The organism is Methylobacterium indicum, assembly GCF_017347565.1.
In the GTDB taxonomy this organism is placed as follows: domain Bacteria; phylum Pseudomonadota; class Alphaproteobacteria; order Rhizobiales; family Beijerinckiaceae; genus Methylobacterium; species Methylobacterium indicum.
The window spans coordinates 2,027,719-2,042,872 of sequence record NZ_AP024145.1 but is presented as its reverse complement, the minus strand read 5'-3'; the positions used below and the strand labels follow the sequence as shown (position 1 = coordinate 2,042,872).

Sequence of the window (15,154 nt, the reverse complement as noted above, 5' to 3'; positions counted from 1 at the left end):
TCGTCTGCCGGGAAGCGGCCCCATACGAGGCCTGATCAAGAGGAGCCGTCCTACCGCACGATCACCTTCGCGTCCGCGCCGACCCGGTTGTACAGGTCGACCACGTCGATGTTGCGCATGCGGATGCAGCCGGAGGAGGCCGCCTGGCCGATCCGCTCCGGCTCGTTGGTGCCGTGGATGCGGTAGAGCGTGTCCTTGCCGGTACCGTCCGCCAGGTAGAGGGCGCGGGCGCCGAGAGGGTTGGCGGGACCGCCCTGCATCGCGTGGACGTGGGGCCAGCGCTTGATCATCTCGGCCGGCGGGTGCCAGTCCGGCCAAGCGGCCTTGCGGAAGATCCGCGCCGTGCCGGACCAGCCATAGGCCTCGTCGCCCACGGTGACGCCGTAGCGGATCGCCTTGCGGTCGGGCAGGACGTAGTAGAGTTGGCGCTCCTTCGTCTCGACCACGATGGTGCCGGGGGCCTCGGCCGTAGGATCCTCGATCATGTAGCGGGCGAAGCGCCGGTCGACCTCGGGCTCCGGCACCATCGCCATCCACTCCTTGTCCCGGGCCGACAATTCGGGATCGGGCGTGGCGCGATACATGCAGCCCGGCAGCGCCAGGAGGGCCCCCGTCAGAACGAGCGCGAGGGCGGGGCGGGGGCGGCGCATCGGGGAAAAACCTTGTCGAGCAGGCGAATCGGTCGTCCTCGACGGTAAAGCGTGGCCGTTGGCGCGCGAAGCGGAGAGGTGCGCCGCTGTGCACGATGCCGGCCGTGTGTTGCGTCGGGGCCATGGCCCTGCCACGGTGCTCCCCAGGGATGGGCCGTCGCACGACCGGCCCGGGGGAACGCGCGAAGCGGGCACGATGACGACGCTCTATCTCTGCCATCCGGCTTCCCTCGACCACGACACGCCGCCGGGCCACCCCGAGCGGGCCGACCGCATCCGGGTGATCGAGCGGGCCCTGGAGGACGAGCGCTTCGCGGCTCTCGTGCGCGAGCAGGCGCCGCTCGCCGACCTCTCGGTCGCGGGGCTCGCCCACCCGGAGAACTACGTCGCGGCCATCGCCGCCGTGGCGCCGGACGAGGGGCTGGTCGGCATCGATTCCGACACCGTGATGTCCCCGGGCTCGCTGGAGGCGGCGCGCCGGGCGCTCGGGGCCGCGGTGCGGGCGGTCGACGAGGTGATGGAGGGCCGCGTCGCCAACGCCTTCGCGGCGATGCGCCCGCCCGGCCACCACGCCGAGCGCGAGCGCGCCATGGGCTTCTGCCTGTTCAACACCGCCGCGGTGGCGGCCCGCCACGCGCGCCGGCACCACGGCGCCGCCCGGGTGGCGCTGGTCGATTGGGACGTCCACCACGGCAACGGCTCGCAGGACATCTTTTGGGACGATCCGAGCGTGCTCTACGCCTCGACCCACCAGATGCCGCTGTTTCCCGGCACCGGCGCGCCCTCCGAGCGCGGCGAGCACGACACCATCGTCAACGTGGCGCTGCATGCGGGGGACGACGGCGACACCTTCCGGGAGGCCTTCAGCCACGGCGTGCTGCCGCGCCTCGAGGCGTTCCGCCCCGACCTGATCGTGATCTCGGCCGGGTTCGACGCCCATTGGCGCGATCCTCTCGCCAACCTGAAGCTCACCGAGGCCGACTTCGCCTGGGCGACCCGGGCCGTGATGGAGATCGCCGACCGCCGCTGCGGCGGCCGGGTCGTCTCGCTGCTCGAAGGCGGCTACGATCTCATCGGCCTGTCGAAGTCGGTCGCCGCCCATGTCGAGACCCTGATGGGGCGGTGAGAGCGGGGGCGATCCGCGCCGCCCGTCGGATCGGCCCGGTCTCGACGACGCACCGCGACAGCCGGGGCTCGCCACGGACCGGAATCCCGGTCGCCCGAACACGAATGTCGCGAATCGACTGCAGCGTCCGCTCCTCCCTCCCCCGTGCCGTCGTCAGCCGGGAGTTTCGAACCCCCTTGAAACGGGCCCGGGAGGATACCGAGGACGGCCATAGGCCGGATCGTGCCGACGGGCACGCTCCGCTCGGCGCCGGTTCAGACCAGCAGCGCGTGGACCCCTCCGGCCAATCCCACCACAAGCCCGAAGCACACGAGCGTGACCAGCGCCGCGGCGGGCCCCGGCAGGTCGAGGATCGCCCGGGCGGCGCGACCGTGCAGCCATAGCGCTACCATCACGAAGGCGGCGGCATACAGTTCCGCGAGACCCGGCGTGGCGAGACCGAGGAGCAGCAGGCTGCCCGGCAGGGTCAGCACCACCAGCCCCGCCGCCAGGCACCAGTTGGTGACGACCACGAAGGGCACGTAGACCCGGGTCCGGCCGAGACGGCGCAGGACCGCGATCATGGCGAGCGGCACCGCGAGGAAGCCCGCGGCGATCCCGGCGATCGCCGCCAGGGTGACGTGGTCGAGCCGAAAGAGCGCCGTGCCGGTCCCGCGCTCCAGGGCGAGCGCCACCGTGAGGGCCGGGGCGGTCAGCCAGACGGCCCCGAAGGAGCGCCAGAAGCCGCGCTCGCTCATGTCGAAATGGCGCAGGGCATCGGGCCGTCGGCCCATCAGCCCGGCGGTGCCGCGCAGCGAGCGGGCCACATCGTCGGCATTCAGGAACATCGGCGACCTCCGGGATCGAGGCCGCCAGATTCAACTTTCGTCTAAGATCGGTCAAGCCTGACGCTGCGTCGCAGCATTCTGCGGAAAGTACGCGTCGAGCACGCGCCCGACGATCGCCGCCAGCCGGTCGAGGTCGGCGACCGCCACCCGCTCGTCGATCTGGTGCATCGTCCGCCCGACGAGGCCGAACTCGATCACCGGGCAGGCATCCTTGATGAAGCGCGCATCCGAGGTGCCGCCGGTGGTCGAGAGGGCGGGCCGGCGGCCGGTCTCGGCCTCGATCGCGTCCGCCACCTGCTCCACGAAGGCGTCGGGCTGCGTCAGGAAGGCGACGGAGTTGGTCGGGCGGATATCGAGGCTGTAGCGCACCGTGTTGCCGGCGGCGGCGGCCAGGCGCCGCTCCAGCTCGGCGGCCAGGGTTTCGGGCGTCCAGAGGTCGTTGAAGCGGATGTTGAAGGTCGCCCGCGCCTCGGCCGGGATCACGTTGGTCGCCGGATTGCCGACATCCATCGTGGTGAATTCGAGGTTCGAGGCGTCGAAATGCGCGGTTCCCGCATCGAGCGGCTCGGCCAGCAGCCCCTGGGCCAGGCGCAGGAGGCCGGGGATCGGGTTCTCGGCCCGGTGCGGATAGGCGACGTGGCCCTGGACCCCGTGAACGACGAGGTTGGCCGTCAGCGAGCCGCGCCGGCCGATCTTGATCATCTCGCCCAGCATGTCGGGGTTGGTCGGCTCGCCGAGCAGGCAATGGGCGAACCGCTCGCCCCGCGCCCGCGCCCAGTCGAGGAGCTTGACGGTGCCGTTCACCGCCGGCCCCTCCTCGTCACCGGTGATCAGGAACGCGATGGCGCCGCCGAAATCCGGCCCGCGCCGGCCGAGGAAGGCCAGCACCGCCGCCAGCATGCAGGCGATGCCGCCCTTCATGTCGACCGCGCCGCGGCCGAACAGCTCGCCGCCCTCGATGGCGCCGGCGAACGGGTCGTGGCGCCAGGCCGCGGCGTCGCCCGGCGGCACCACGTCGGTATGGCCGGCAAACAGCAGGCACGGCCCCTCGCCGAGGCGGGCATAGAGGTTCTCGATGTTGGGCGTGCCCGGCTCCGAGAAGACCGGCCGCTCGACCGTGAATCCGGCCGCGGCCAGGATCTCGGCCAGGTAGGCGAGCGCCCCGCCCTCCTGCGGCGTCACCGAGGGACAGCGGATCAGCCCCTGGGCCAGGGCCAGCGGGGAATGGGCGGAGGATGGGGCGTCGGTCACGGGGCGGGTCCGCGGGCTCGAGGATCGGTCGCCGCGAGCCGTAGCGCCGAACGCCGCGCAAGAGAACCTGGCAAGAGAACCTGACAAGACGACTGCGCAACGGAACCGTGCATCCCGAGGGCCTTCCCCGCGCCCGGCCTCTCGCTTAATCAACCCGGATGACCCCGCTCAGCCCCGACGAGATCGAACGCTACGCCCGCCACATCGTGCTGCGGGAGGTCGGCGGCCCCGGCCAGGTCCGGCTCAAGGCCGCCCGCGTGCTGGTGATCGGGGCCGGCGGCCTCGGCGCGCCGCTGATCCAGTACCTGGCCGCCGCCGGCATCGGCACGATCGGCATCGTCGACGACGACACCGTCTCGCTCTCGAACCTCCAGCGCCAGGTGATCCACGGCACGCCGGATATCGGCCGGCCGAAGGTCGAGAGCGCGGCGGAGGCGATCGCGCGCCTCAACCCGAACGTGCATGTCGAGATCCACGCCACCCGGCTGAACCCTGAGAATGCCGAGGGGCTGATCGCCGGTTACGACCTCGTCGCCGACGGCTCGGACAATTTTTCGACCCGCTACGCCGTCTCGGATGCCTGCTACCGCGCCCGCCGGCCGCTGGTGACCGCGGCGCTCGGCCAGTTCGACGGCTCGCTCACCACGATCCGGGCCCACGAGACCGGCGCCGACGGCCGGCCGAACCCGACCTATCGCTGCCTCTTCCCGAGCCCGCCGCCCGCCGGCTCGGTGCCGACCTGCGCCGAGGCCGGGGTGCTCGGCGCGCTCGCCGGCCTGATGGGCTCGCTGATGGCGCTGGAGGTGATCCGCGCCGTCGCGGGCTTCGGCGAGCCGTTGGTCGGGCGCCTGCTGATGGTCGATGCCCGGTCGCTACGCTTCGAGACCCTGTCCTATGCCTGGGACCCGGGCAACCCGCTGAGCGGGACGGACCGGTAGGTCCGCCCGGCCTCCGTCCTTACGCCGCCCGGATCTCGCCCAGGAAGCCGTCGACCTCCTGCTTGACGGTCAGCGACTGCGTCGCCAGTTCGGCGGCCGCCGCGAGCACCTGGGAGGCAGCGCCCCCGGTCTGGTCGGCCAGCGACAGCACGCGGGACACGCTCGACGAGACGTCCTGGGTCCCGCGGGCCGCCTCGGTGGCGTTGCGGGAGATCTCGGCCGTCGCCGCGGTCTGCTCCACCACCGTCGCCGCGATGGCGCTGCTGATCTCGTTGAGCGCCGCGATCGTACCGCCGATCTGCCGGATGGCGGCCCCCGCCTGACCGGTGGCGGCCTGGATCGCCGCGATCTGCCCGCCGATCTCCTCGGTCGCCCGCGCCGTCTGGCCGGCGAGTTCCTTGACCTCGGCGGCCACCACCGCGAAGCCGCGGCCGGCTGCTCCGGCCCGGGCCGCCTCGATGGTGGCGTTCAAGGCCAGCAGGTTCGTCTGGTCGGCGATGGCCGAGATCGTGGTGACGGCGGCGCCGATCTGGGTCGCCGCGGTGCCGAGGCTCGCCATGGCGCCGTTCGTGGCCTCGGCCTCCTTCGCGGCATGGCCGGCAATCTCGCGCGACTGGATCACCTGGCGCTCGATCTCGCGCAAGGAGGCCACCATCTCCTCCGCCGCGGAGGCGACGGTCTGGACGTTGGCGGAGGTCTCCTCGGCGGCGGCGCTGGAGGCGACCGCCTGGGCGTTGGTGCCGTCGGCGACCTGGTTCATCGAGCGGGCGGTGGCGTCGAGCTCGGTGGCCGCCGAGGTCACGATCCCGAGCGAGCCGGCGACCCGCTGCTGGAACGCGAGCACGAGGGCGTCGACCCGGTCGGCCCGGCGCTGGCGGGCGGAGGCCTGCGCCGCCTGGTCGGCCTCGAGCGCGAGCCGCGTGATCGCGTTCTGGCGAAACACCTCCACGGCGCGGGCCATCTCGCCCATCTCGTCGGTGGCGTCCTGGGACGGGATCGCGACGGCGGTCTCGCCCGCGGCCAGGCGGCTCATCGCGCGGGTCATGCCGGAGATCGGGCGGGTGATGCCGCGGGCGATCAGGATCGCCAGGGTGAGGCTGATCGCCAGGATCACCGCCAGGAGTCCGGCCTGCACCCCCTTGGCGGAGTCCATCGTAGCGAGGCTGTGATCGCTGATCGTCTCGAGCGCCGCGTCGAGCTTGCCGCGCACCAGCGTGCCGGCGGCGGCGATGGCCTCGGCCTGGGGCTTCAGGTTTCGGTCGTAGAGGGCCTCGCTCTCCAGCATCGCGGCGGCCGCCGCCGTGATGTGGCCGTTGAGGCGATGCAGCGTCTCCTCCAGGGTGCCGAGGTCGCGCTTCTGCGCCGGGCTCAGGTTCAGGGTCTTCAGCTTGCCGATCGTCGCCTCGGCGCTGGTGAAGTGTCCGGCCGAGAGCGTGCGGGTCTTCGGATCGGTGGTGGCGAGGAAGCGCCAGTTCATCACCCGGAACAGCAGCAGGATCCGCTCGATCTCGACCGCCTGGGCCAGGATCTCCTCGTCGCCACCCACACGCAGCTGGGCGACGAGGGCCCCCGAGGCCTTTGTCAGGTCGTCGCCCGCGGTGTAGACGCCGGCCTTGTTGTCGCGGATCTGCACGCCGAGCGCGACGAATTTCGGCACCTCCGCGGCGAGGCGGTTCGACCTCTCGCGCAGGTCGGCGTAAAGCGCCCGCCGCTCGTCCGACAAGGCGCGCTTCATCAGCCCGTCGGCGAGCTGCGAGGCCTCGGACAGGCTCGCCTGCATCCCGGCGGCCATCTCGGCGGTCTGCGTCGTCCGGTACTTGAGGCTCTGGGCCGCGAAGCGCTCGGTCAGGCCGTTCAGCGTGTAGAGCTCCCGCGCCGCCTGCTCGAGCTGCGCTTTCTGTGTGAACAAATCGTCGAGCTGGCCGGTCTGCCGGTACGAGAAGCCACCCATCACCGCGACCAGCACCGCCAGGATCGCGAAGCCGCCATACAGCCGCGCACGCAAGGGAACTCTCATCGGACCGTCCGTCACTATCGATCGCCAACGTGGACCGGACGCTACGACAGGTTCCGGAACGTTTCGTAAATTCAGCAATATTTTTTTGATCAAGTCCAATATTACTGGCGGCATGATCAATTCGGTACGTGGGATCGTCGAGACGCCTGTTTCCTCTCATGAGGCTGGGAACGCCCGAAGCGAAAACCAAGCATCGGCAGGATCAGGGCGTGTGGCTGACAGACTTGGCACTGCCTCATATGAAGGCAGAATGCGCAAATTTTGGCTCTACGCGAGAGCGGGCGCGTCGCGCATTGGTTGCCATGACTTCGAACGATTGCTCGGCGTGAGATAGGTGGACGGCGCACTGACGCCGGCTCACGGCGCATCCAGCAGTGTCCCATCGATCGCTCGGCGATCGCTGCGCGATGCGGAAACCGGCCCCGCTCGGGCATGCGGGACTTGCGGGTCCGCCGCGGGGGCTGGTGATCCCGTTGTCGGAAGGGATATTCCGAAAATCCGATCGTACCGCCGCTGGATCCTCAGCGCCCCCGCGGCAGCGGCGGCAGGGCCGCGAATCCCTGCTCGACCTTGTCGAGGCAGCACTTCTTGAACTTCTTGCCGCTGCCGCAGGGACAGGGATCGTTGCGGCCGACATCACGATAGGGATTGCGCTCGGGGATCGGGAAACCGTCCTCGTCGAGGTCGGGCCGATGAGCGTCGGCGCCCTCGCGGGTGTGCTCCAGCGCGCCGATCGGGTCGTCGAGATAGTCGATCAGCAGGTCGTCGAAGCGCTGGCGGCTCTTCGGGCGCAGGCGGGCCTCCTTCAGGGTCTCCTGCACCGTCTCCCAATCGACGACGTTGCCGGCGTTGCGGCCGTCCTTACGCGCGGCCTTGAGGCGGGGGACGAGGTCGTCGAAGCCCAAGAGCGAGACCGCGTCCTCCCAGCCCTGCCAGACTTCCTCGTCCTCGGGCGAGGCCAGCCGCTCGGTATCGAACCGGACCAGGAATGCCTTCGCCGCCTCGCGGTCGATGCGCCCGTCGGCGGTGAGCAGTGCCAGCGCGTGGAAGAGCTGCATCCGGGCGATGCCGACCGGCGCCTCGCCGGCGATGGCCCCGAGCAGGCGCGCGGCGTCGCCGTCGAAGCTGGCGGCGACGAGGCCCGACAGCGTGTTCGGATAATCCTCGCCGAGCGCCGCCGCGATCGCGTCGTCGTCACGGCGCAGGAGGCGCATCAGCGGCGCGTGGATCCGGGTGTCCCGGGCCGAGGCCAGGACGTGGATGCCCCAGAACAGCAGGGTCCGCTCGGGCTCGGTCAGGCTCTCGCCCTGGCCGTCGGCGGCCCGGTCGAGGATCGCCAGGACCGGCTCGGCGATCGTCTCCGGCGCCGCGAGCGCCCGCCGGAGGGCCTCCTCCGGCAGGTAGGTCGCCGCCGAGAGTTCCCGGACCGGATCGGGCGCCGCCATGTCCGTCCCTGCCATGCCCGTCTCCTCCTCGTCCGTCCCCGCCGGCGGCGCGCGACGCGCCGCCGGACGCCTCGCTCAGCCCCGCAGGGTCGCGCCGGTCTTGCGCGTCACCTCGGCGACGATCTTTTGGCTCACCGCCTCGATCTCGGCATCGGTGAGGGTGCGGTCGGTCGGCTGGAGCCGCACCGCCACGGCGACGGACTTCTGGTCCTCGCCGATCCCCGCGCCCTCGTAGACGTCGAACACCTCGATGCCGGTCACGAGGGTGCGCTCGGCGCCTTGCGCCGCCTTCAGGATGTCGCCGGCCGCGACCTGGCGCGAGACCACGAAGGCGAAGTCGCGGGCGAGCGGCTGGAAGTCCGGCAGGCTGGCAGCCGGCTTCATCTTGGTCGGCCGGTGCTTCGGGAGCGGCAAGGCGTCCAGCGTGATCTCGCACACCACCACCGGGCCCTTGATGTCGAGGGCCTTCAGCACCCGCGGATGCAGCTCGCCGAAGAACCCGACCGGGTTGCGCGGCCCGAATTGCAGCGTGCCGGAGCGGCCGGGATGCAGCCAGTCCGGCCCGCCGGCGACGACCTGGAGGCCGCCGGTCGGCACGCCGAGGGAGGTCAGCAGCGCCAGCGCGTCGGCCTTGGCCTCGAAGGCGTCGACGGGCTTGACCGCGCCGTCCCAGTGCCGGCCGGCGCCGCCATGGCGGGCGGAGCCGCGGCGGAGCGCCGTCGCCTTGGTGGTCTGGCCCTCGGGCTGGTCGGAGGCGAAGCACTGCCCGACCTCGAACAGGGCGACGTCGCCGTATCCGCGGTCGGCGTTGCGCTGCGCAGCGCGGGCGAGACCCGGGACCAGGCTCGGGCGCATGTCCGACAGGTCGGCGGCGATGGGGTTCGCCAGCGCCAGTTCCGGCTTGCCGCCGCCGAACAGGGTGGCGTCGTCATGCGCGATGAACGACCAGGTCACCGCCTCGACGAGGCCGCGGGCGGCGAATTCGCGCTTGGCCTGCCGGGTGCGCTTCTGCATCACCGTCAGGACCGGGCGGATCACCGTCGCCTCGATCCGCGGCAGGGGCTTGGGCTCGATCCGGTCGAGGCCGGCGATGCGCACGATCTCCTCGACGAGGTCGGCCTTGCCCTCCACGTCGGGCCGCCAGGACGGCGAGAGCACCTTCACCCGGTCGCCCGAGCCGGCGACGTGGAAGCCGAGCGATTCCAGCGTCACCTTCATCTCGGGCCGCGGCAGGTCGAGGCCGGACAGCCGGCGCACCTCGGTCCACGGGAAGTCGATGATGCGATCGGTATCCGGCACCTCGCCCGACACGGTGGCCTGGCTCGGGGTGCCGCCGCACAGGTCGAGCACGAGCTTCGTCGCGAGATCGAGACCCGGCAGGGCGAAGGCCGGATCGACCCCGCGCTCGAAGCGATAGCGAGCATCCGTCACGATGCCGAGGCGGCGCCCCGTGCGGGCGATGGTGAGCGGGTCCCACAGGGCCGATTCGATCAGCACGTCGGTCGTGCCCTCGTCGCAGCCCGAATGCTCGCCGCCCATGATGCCGGCGATCGACTCGACGCCGGCCTCGTCGGCGATGACGATCGCACCGTCGTCGAGCCGGTAGGTCCGCCCGTCGAGGGCCACGATCTCTTCGCCCTCGCGGGCGCGGCGCACGGTGAGGGCGCCCTTCACCTTGGCGGCGTCGAAGACGTGGAGCGGCCGGCCGCGGTCGAAGGTGACGTAGTTAGTGATGTCGACGAGCGCATTGATCGGCCGCAGGCCGATGGCGGTCAGGCGCCGGCGCATCCATTCGGGCGACGGCCCGTTCTTGACGCCGCGCACCAGCCGCAACCCGAAGAGCGGGCAGAGATGCGCGTCCTCCGGCGCGAAGTCGCGGGTGACGGCGACCGGGCAGGCCCCCTCCCCCCGCACCGGCGCCAGCTGCTCGCGCTTGAGGGTGCCGATGCCGGCGGCCGCGAGGTCCCGGGCGATGCCGGAGATGCCGGTGCAGTCGGGCCGGTTCGGCGTCAGGTTGATCTCGATCACCGGATCGTCGAGGCCGGCGAAGGCCGCATAGGCCTGGCCAACCGGCGCATCGGCCGGAAGGTCCAGGATGCCGTCATGGTCGTCCGACAGGCCGAGCTCGGAGCCCGAGCACAGCATGCCCCGGCTCTCGACGCCACGGATCACGCCGACCGACAGGGTGATGTTCTTGCCCGGCACGTAGGTACCGGGGGGCGCGAACACCGTCTTCATGCCGGCCCGCGCGTTCGGCGCGCCGCAGACCACCTGGACGGGGGCGCCCTCGCCGGTGTCGACGGAGCAGACCCGCAGGCGGTCGGCGTTCGGGTGCTGCTCGGCGGTGAGCACTGCGGCGATGCGGTAGGCCGAGAGATCCGCGGCCTTGTCCTCGACGCGCTCGACCTCCAGCCCGATGCGGGTCAGCGTCTCGACGATCACGTCGAGGGAGGCATCGGTGTCGAGGTGGTCCTTGAGCCAGGAGAGGGTGAATTTCATCGGGATAAAACCTCTCGGCTCAGACGAGCCGGGCCTTGGTGATGAGAAGGACGGCCAGGCGGCGGCACTGGTCGTCGTCGAGGGATTCGAGGTCGGCGACGGTCTTGCGGGCGCGGGCGACCACCGTGCGGGTCACGTCGCGGCTGACCTCCAGACTCGGCGGGCTGTAATCCGCCAAGTGCCGGCGCTCCTGAAGGTCGACAAAGGCGGTTCCGATGCCGGCAATCACCGAGCCGAGCTCGGCCGCCTCGCGCCCGGACAGGCGCCGCTTGACCTGACCGTGATCGAGCAGCCGGTAGATCGGCTCCGTCACCGAGACGTCGCGCCGCCATAGGCCGAGCGAACGGGTGCAGACAAAGCAGAGACCGTGGAACACCGCGTAATAGGCGCTGCTGACGGCGCGCCGCATCGCCGTCCTCTCCAGATTGCGGCGCCCGCGCTGCTCGGCCAGCGCTTCGGCGATGTCGAGGAGATCATAGACGAGGGGATTGCCCAAGCGCGGCATCAGGCGTTCTCTTCCTCGTCCCGATAATCCTCTTCCTCGTCGCCCAAGATTTCGTCGCCGGGAAATCGGAAATCGAGATAGGGGAATCGCTCCTCGCCTTTTCCCCATAGCGCGATCCGCAGCGCCGCGTGTGCGGCGTTGACTTCGCCCCCCCCGGGCAGGCCCGATTCGGGCTTGAAATGAGCGGTCACGAACAACGATGGCTCGTCGGCATGGTTGTAGCCGGCGCGCAGTTCGGCCCGCTCATAGCCGGAGGCGGCAAGGTATTGAGTCAGGACCTCGTCGGTGACCGCCAGGATCTCGCTCTCGGTCATGGTGTGTCTCTCAGCGCAAGCCGTCTCTCAGCGCAAGCCGTCTCTCGGCAGCGACGTCAGCCGGTCAGGCCGCCGACCAGGCTCGGGATGTCGAGGGGCCGGAAGCCGTAATGCTCGAGCCAGCGGACATCCGCCTCGAAGAACGGGCGCAGGTCCGGCATGCCGTATTTGAGCATCGCGATCCGGTCGATGCCCATGCCCCAGGCGAAGCCCTGCACGCTGTCCGGGTCGAGGCCGCAATTGCGCAGCACGTTGGGGTGGACCATGCCGCAGCCGAGGATCTCGAGCCAGTCGTCGCCCTCGCCGAAGCGGATCTCGCCGCCCTTGCGCGAGCACTGGATGTCGACCTCGGCCGAGGGCTCGGTGAAGGGGAAGAACGACGGCCGGAAGCGCATCTTCACGCTGTCGACCTCGAAGAACGCCTTGCAAAACTCTTCCAGGATCCACTTCAGATGGGCGATGTTGGCCTGCTTGTCGATCACCAGGCCCTCGACCTGGTGGAACATCGGGGTGTGGGTCTGGTCGGAATCGTGCCGGTAGGTGCGGCCCGGACAGATCACCCGGATCGGCGGCTGCACGTTGCGCATGGTGCGGACCTGCACCGGCGAGGTGTGGGTGCGCAGGAGCTTGCGCTTCCCGTCCCGGTCGGGCCGCAGGAAGAAGGTGTCGTGCATCTCCCGGGCCGGATGGCCCTCGGGGAAGTTGAGCGCCGTGAAGTTGAGGTCGTCGGTCTCGACGTCGGGCCCTTCCGCGATCGAGAAGCCCATATCGCCGAAGATCGCCGTGATCTCGTCCATCACCTGGGTGATCGGGTGGATGCGGCCGCGGGTCTCGGGCCCCTCGCGCACCGGCAGGGTCACGTCGATCCGCTCGGCGGACAGCCGCGCCGTCAGCGCGGCTTCCGCCAGCGTCTCGCGCCGCGACTGGATCGCACCCTGGACGCGGTCGCGCAGGCCGTTGATCAGCGGCCCCTGCTCCTTGCGGGCCTCGGGGCTCATGCCGCCTAGCGTCTTCAGCAGCTCGGAGACGGCGCCCTTCTTGCCGAGGGCGGCGACGCGCACACCCTCGAGCGCGGCCTCGTCGGCGGCGCCGGTGACCTGGGCGAGGAGATCGGTTTCGAGGCTGGTGAGATCGGTCATGGTCTGCTCAATCGGGCTCGCGGATGCCCTGCAACGCGCCGCCCCGCCCCGTCAACCCGGAGCGCCGGAAACGACCCGCGCAACGCAAAACGGCCCGCGCGGGCGGGCCGTGATGGTGGTCTCTTCGAAGGGCCCGCGCGAGGGTGCGGACCCGGACGCGACCGGTGTTAGGCCGCCTTGACGAGCTCGGCCGGCAGAGCGGACTTCGCCTTCTCGACCACGGCGACGAAGGCCGCCGGCTCGTGGATGGCGAGCTCGGAGAGCGCCTTGCGGTCGACCTGCACGCCGGCCTTGGCCAGGCCGTCGATGAAGCGCGAGTAGGTCAGGCCGTGCGGGCGGACCGCGGCGTTGATGCGCTGGATCCACAGGGCGCGGAAGTTGCGCTTCTTGTTCTTACGATCGCGGTAGGCATATTGCATGCCCTTCTCGACCGCCTGCTTGGCGATCCGGATCGTATTCTTGCGCCGGCCGTAATAGCCCTTGGCGGCCTTGAAAACCTTCTTGTGCTTGGCGTGGCTGGTCACGCCGCGCTTGACGCGGGCCATGGTGATCTCCTGGGATTTCTACGAAACAGATGCGGGACGAAGCGTCTTCTTTGGCGAAGCCGGTTCTTAGCGGGCGTTCGGCAGGAAGTACTTCTTCACGTTGGCGGCGTCGCCCTCGAACAGGGTGGTCGTGCCGCGCAGGTTGCGGATCTGCTTCGTGGTCCGCTTGATCATGCCGTGGCGCTTGCCGGCCTGGGCGTACATGACCTTGCCGGTCCCGGTGATCTTGAAGCGCTTCTTGGCGCCCGACTTGGTCTTCAGCTTGGGCATTTTGCTCTCCTGACGCGAACTCCACCTCCCGAGTCCCGCCACGGGGCGGATCCCGACGATCGTCGATCGATCGATGGTGGAGCGACACGAACCGCCACGGCAGCCCTCACGGCCGGGCGGTTCAGCGAGGCGCGTGCCATAGCAGGGACCTGGGCTTCACGCAATCGTCGCATCGTCGTGCGCTTCGCCCCTGTGGGAGGCGGGAACGATCGTCCGCTCGCCCTGGCGTTGTGCGCTGCACCGGAACAATAAGCGCGGGTACGCGGTTTCGTTCATGTCCCGCTCAGGCCCCATCCTGCTTAGTCCCCGCCAACGTTGATCCGCCCCCGTTTGGCGTCTCAGGAGATTTCCTCGTGCGCATTGCCCAGGTAGCCCCCCTCGCGGAGGCCGTTCCGCCGAAATTCTACGGCGGCACCGAGCGTGTCGTCTCGTGGCTCACCGAGGAACTGGTCCGCCAGGGCCACGACGTCACGCTGTTCGCGAGCGGCGACTCGGAGACGAGCGCCAAGCTGGTCGCCTGCTGCCCCGAGGGCCTGCGGCTGGCCGGCATTCGCGACCACGTCGCCAGCCACCTCGCCATGCTCTATCACCTGCGCCGGCGGGCGGACGAGTTCGACGTCATCCACTTCCACATCGACCTCCTGCAGTATCCGCTGTTCGAGGAGTTCAACCACAAGTGCGTCACCACCCTGCACGGGCGGCTCGACGTGCCGGACTTCATGCCGGTCTACCGGACCTTCACGGGCATGCCGCTCGTGTCGATCTCCGACCACCAGCGCGGCCCGATGCCCGGGAACGCGAACTGGCTCCAGACGATCCATCACGGCCTGCCGGCGGAGAATTGCCGCTTCTCGCCCAATCCGAAGGACGGTGGCTACCTCGCCTTCCTCGGCCGCATCTCGCCCGAGAAACGCCCCGACCGCGCGATCGAGATCGCCAAGGCCTCCGGCGTGAAGCTGAAGATCGCCGCCAAGGTCGACAAGGCCGACCAGGAATACTGGGATGAGGTCATCGAGCCGATGACCCACCACCCGCTGATCGAGTATATCGGCGAGATCAACGAGGATCAGAAGCACGATTTCCTCGGCAACGCCCTGGCGCTCGCCTTCCCGATCGACTGGCCGGAGCCCTTCGGCCTGGTGATGATCGAGGCGATGTCGGCCGGCACGCCGGTGATCGCGTGGCGCAACGGCTCCGTGCCGGAGGTCATCAAGGACGGCGTGTCGGGCGTCGTCGTCGAGTCGATGGACGAGGCGATCGCCGCGGTCGAGACCTGCAAGGCGATGAGCCGCGAGGGCGTGCGCCGCTACTTCGAGACCCGCTTCACCGCGAGCGTCATGGCCCGCTCCTACGTCGCCGCCTACGAGTCGCTGCTCGCCGGCGACCTCGACGCGATCAAGATCCCGGGCCTGACCCTCGGCGCCCCGGCGACCCTGAACGGCGCGACCAACGGCGTCGCGCATCCGGTGCTGCGCGCGGTCTGATCCGCCCCATCATCCCGTGATCGAACGGAAGGCCCGGTCCCCGTGAGGGGGCCGGGCCTTCTGTTTGCGCCGTACCTGCCCAAAATCCGAGCCTGCCCGATCGCAGCTCCCCCCTGGCGCCCGCCGCACGATGGCCCACTTTCG

General features: G+C 70.3%; 14 protein-coding genes. 3 read left to right on the top strand and 11 right to left on the bottom strand.

What is annotated here, in order from left to right; genetic code table 11:
* Positions 1-50: 50 nt before the first annotated feature.
* Complete coding sequence (locus tag miv_RS09495; RefSeq protein WP_048428146.1) at positions 51-650, bottom strand: L,D-transpeptidase; 600 nt, start codon at positions 648-650, stop codon at positions 51-53.
* A gap of 196 nt (positions 651-846) precedes the next feature.
* Here miv_RS09495 and miv_RS09490 point away from each other — a divergent pair, with 196 nt between their 5' ends.
* Entirely contained in the window at positions 847-1,776 is a 930-nt protein-coding gene (locus tag miv_RS09490) for a histone deacetylase family protein (protein WP_048428147.1), read from the top strand.
* A 254-nt stretch (positions 1,777-2,030) separates the two neighbouring features.
* On the opposite strand, the gene miv_RS09485 is transcribed toward miv_RS09490, so the two are convergent.
* Together miv_RS09485 and dapE are read right to left on the bottom strand one after the other, a co-directional pair.
* On the bottom strand, positions 2,031-2,603 hold the full coding sequence (locus miv_RS09485) for a hypothetical protein (RefSeq protein WP_207182402.1): 573 nt from the start codon (positions 2,601-2,603) through the stop codon (positions 2,031-2,033).
* 51 nt (positions 2,604-2,654) lie between these two features.
* Positions 2,655-3,854 (bottom strand): succinyl-diaminopimelate desuccinylase, encoded by a 1,200-nt coding sequence (gene dapE / locus miv_RS09480; protein WP_207182400.1) that lies wholly within the window; start codon positions 3,852-3,854, stop codon positions 2,655-2,657.
* A 158-nt stretch (positions 3,855-4,012) separates the two neighbouring features.
* Here dapE and miv_RS09475 point away from each other — a divergent pair, with 158 nt between their 5' ends.
* Positions 4,013-4,792 (top strand): HesA/MoeB/ThiF family protein, encoded by a 780-nt coding sequence (locus miv_RS09475; RefSeq protein WP_207182398.1) that lies wholly within the window; start codon positions 4,013-4,015, stop codon positions 4,790-4,792.
* A 19-nt stretch (positions 4,793-4,811) separates the two neighbouring features.
* Here the strand turns inward: miv_RS09475 and miv_RS09470 are convergent, their stop codons facing one another.
* The 8 genes from miv_RS09470 to rpmI form a co-directional block, all read right to left on the bottom strand.
* On the bottom strand, positions 4,812-6,809 hold the full coding sequence (locus tag miv_RS09470; RefSeq protein WP_207182396.1) for a methyl-accepting chemotaxis protein: 1,998 nt from the start codon (positions 6,807-6,809) through the stop codon (positions 4,812-4,814).
* Between the two features lie 521 nt (positions 6,810-7,330).
* Positions 7,331-8,269 carry a DUF1186 domain-containing protein gene (locus miv_RS09465; RefSeq protein ID WP_244748933.1) on the bottom strand — a complete coding sequence of 313 codons (939 nt, stop codon included), beginning with the start codon at positions 8,267-8,269 and terminating at the stop codon, positions 7,331-7,333.
* A 60-nt stretch (positions 8,270-8,329) separates the two neighbouring features.
* The gene (gene pheT, locus miv_RS09460) at positions 8,330-10,753 is read right to left on the bottom strand and encodes a phenylalanine--tRNA ligase subunit beta (protein WP_207182394.1); all 2,424 of its coding nucleotides are present in this window, start codon (positions 10,751-10,753) and stop codon (positions 8,330-8,332) included.
* A gap of 19 nt (positions 10,754-10,772) precedes the next feature.
* Complete coding sequence (locus miv_RS09455; protein WP_207182392.1) at positions 10,773-11,258, bottom strand: hypothetical protein; 486 nt, start codon at positions 11,256-11,258, stop codon at positions 10,773-10,775.
* Entirely contained in the window at positions 11,258-11,572 is a 315-nt protein-coding gene (locus miv_RS09450) for a hypothetical protein (protein ID WP_207182390.1), read from the bottom strand. The genes miv_RS09455 and miv_RS09450 overlap by 1 nt, the downstream gene beginning before the upstream one ends.
* Before the next feature lie 56 nt (positions 11,573-11,628).
* Positions 11,629-12,711, bottom strand: coding sequence for a phenylalanine--tRNA ligase subunit alpha (gene pheS, locus miv_RS09445; RefSeq protein WP_048428157.1), 1,083 nt, complete (start codon positions 12,709-12,711; stop codon positions 11,629-11,631).
* Between the two features lie 167 nt (positions 12,712-12,878).
* Entirely contained in the window at positions 12,879-13,256 is a 378-nt protein-coding gene (gene rplT, locus miv_RS09440) for a 50S ribosomal protein L20 (protein ID WP_048428158.1), read from the bottom strand.
* Between the two features lie 66 nt (positions 13,257-13,322).
* Positions 13,323-13,526 (bottom strand): 50S ribosomal protein L35, encoded by a 204-nt coding sequence (gene rpmI, locus miv_RS09435; protein WP_007561407.1) that lies wholly within the window; start codon positions 13,524-13,526, stop codon positions 13,323-13,325.
* Positions 13,527-13,879: 353 nt separating this feature from the next.
* Here rpmI and miv_RS09430 point away from each other — a divergent pair, with 353 nt between their 5' ends.
* Positions 13,880-15,010: a glycosyltransferase family 4 protein gene (locus miv_RS09430; RefSeq protein WP_048428159.1), complete on the top strand. Its 1,131-nt coding sequence runs from the start codon at positions 13,880-13,882 to the stop codon at positions 15,008-15,010.
* Positions 15,011-15,154 lie beyond the last annotated feature (144 nt).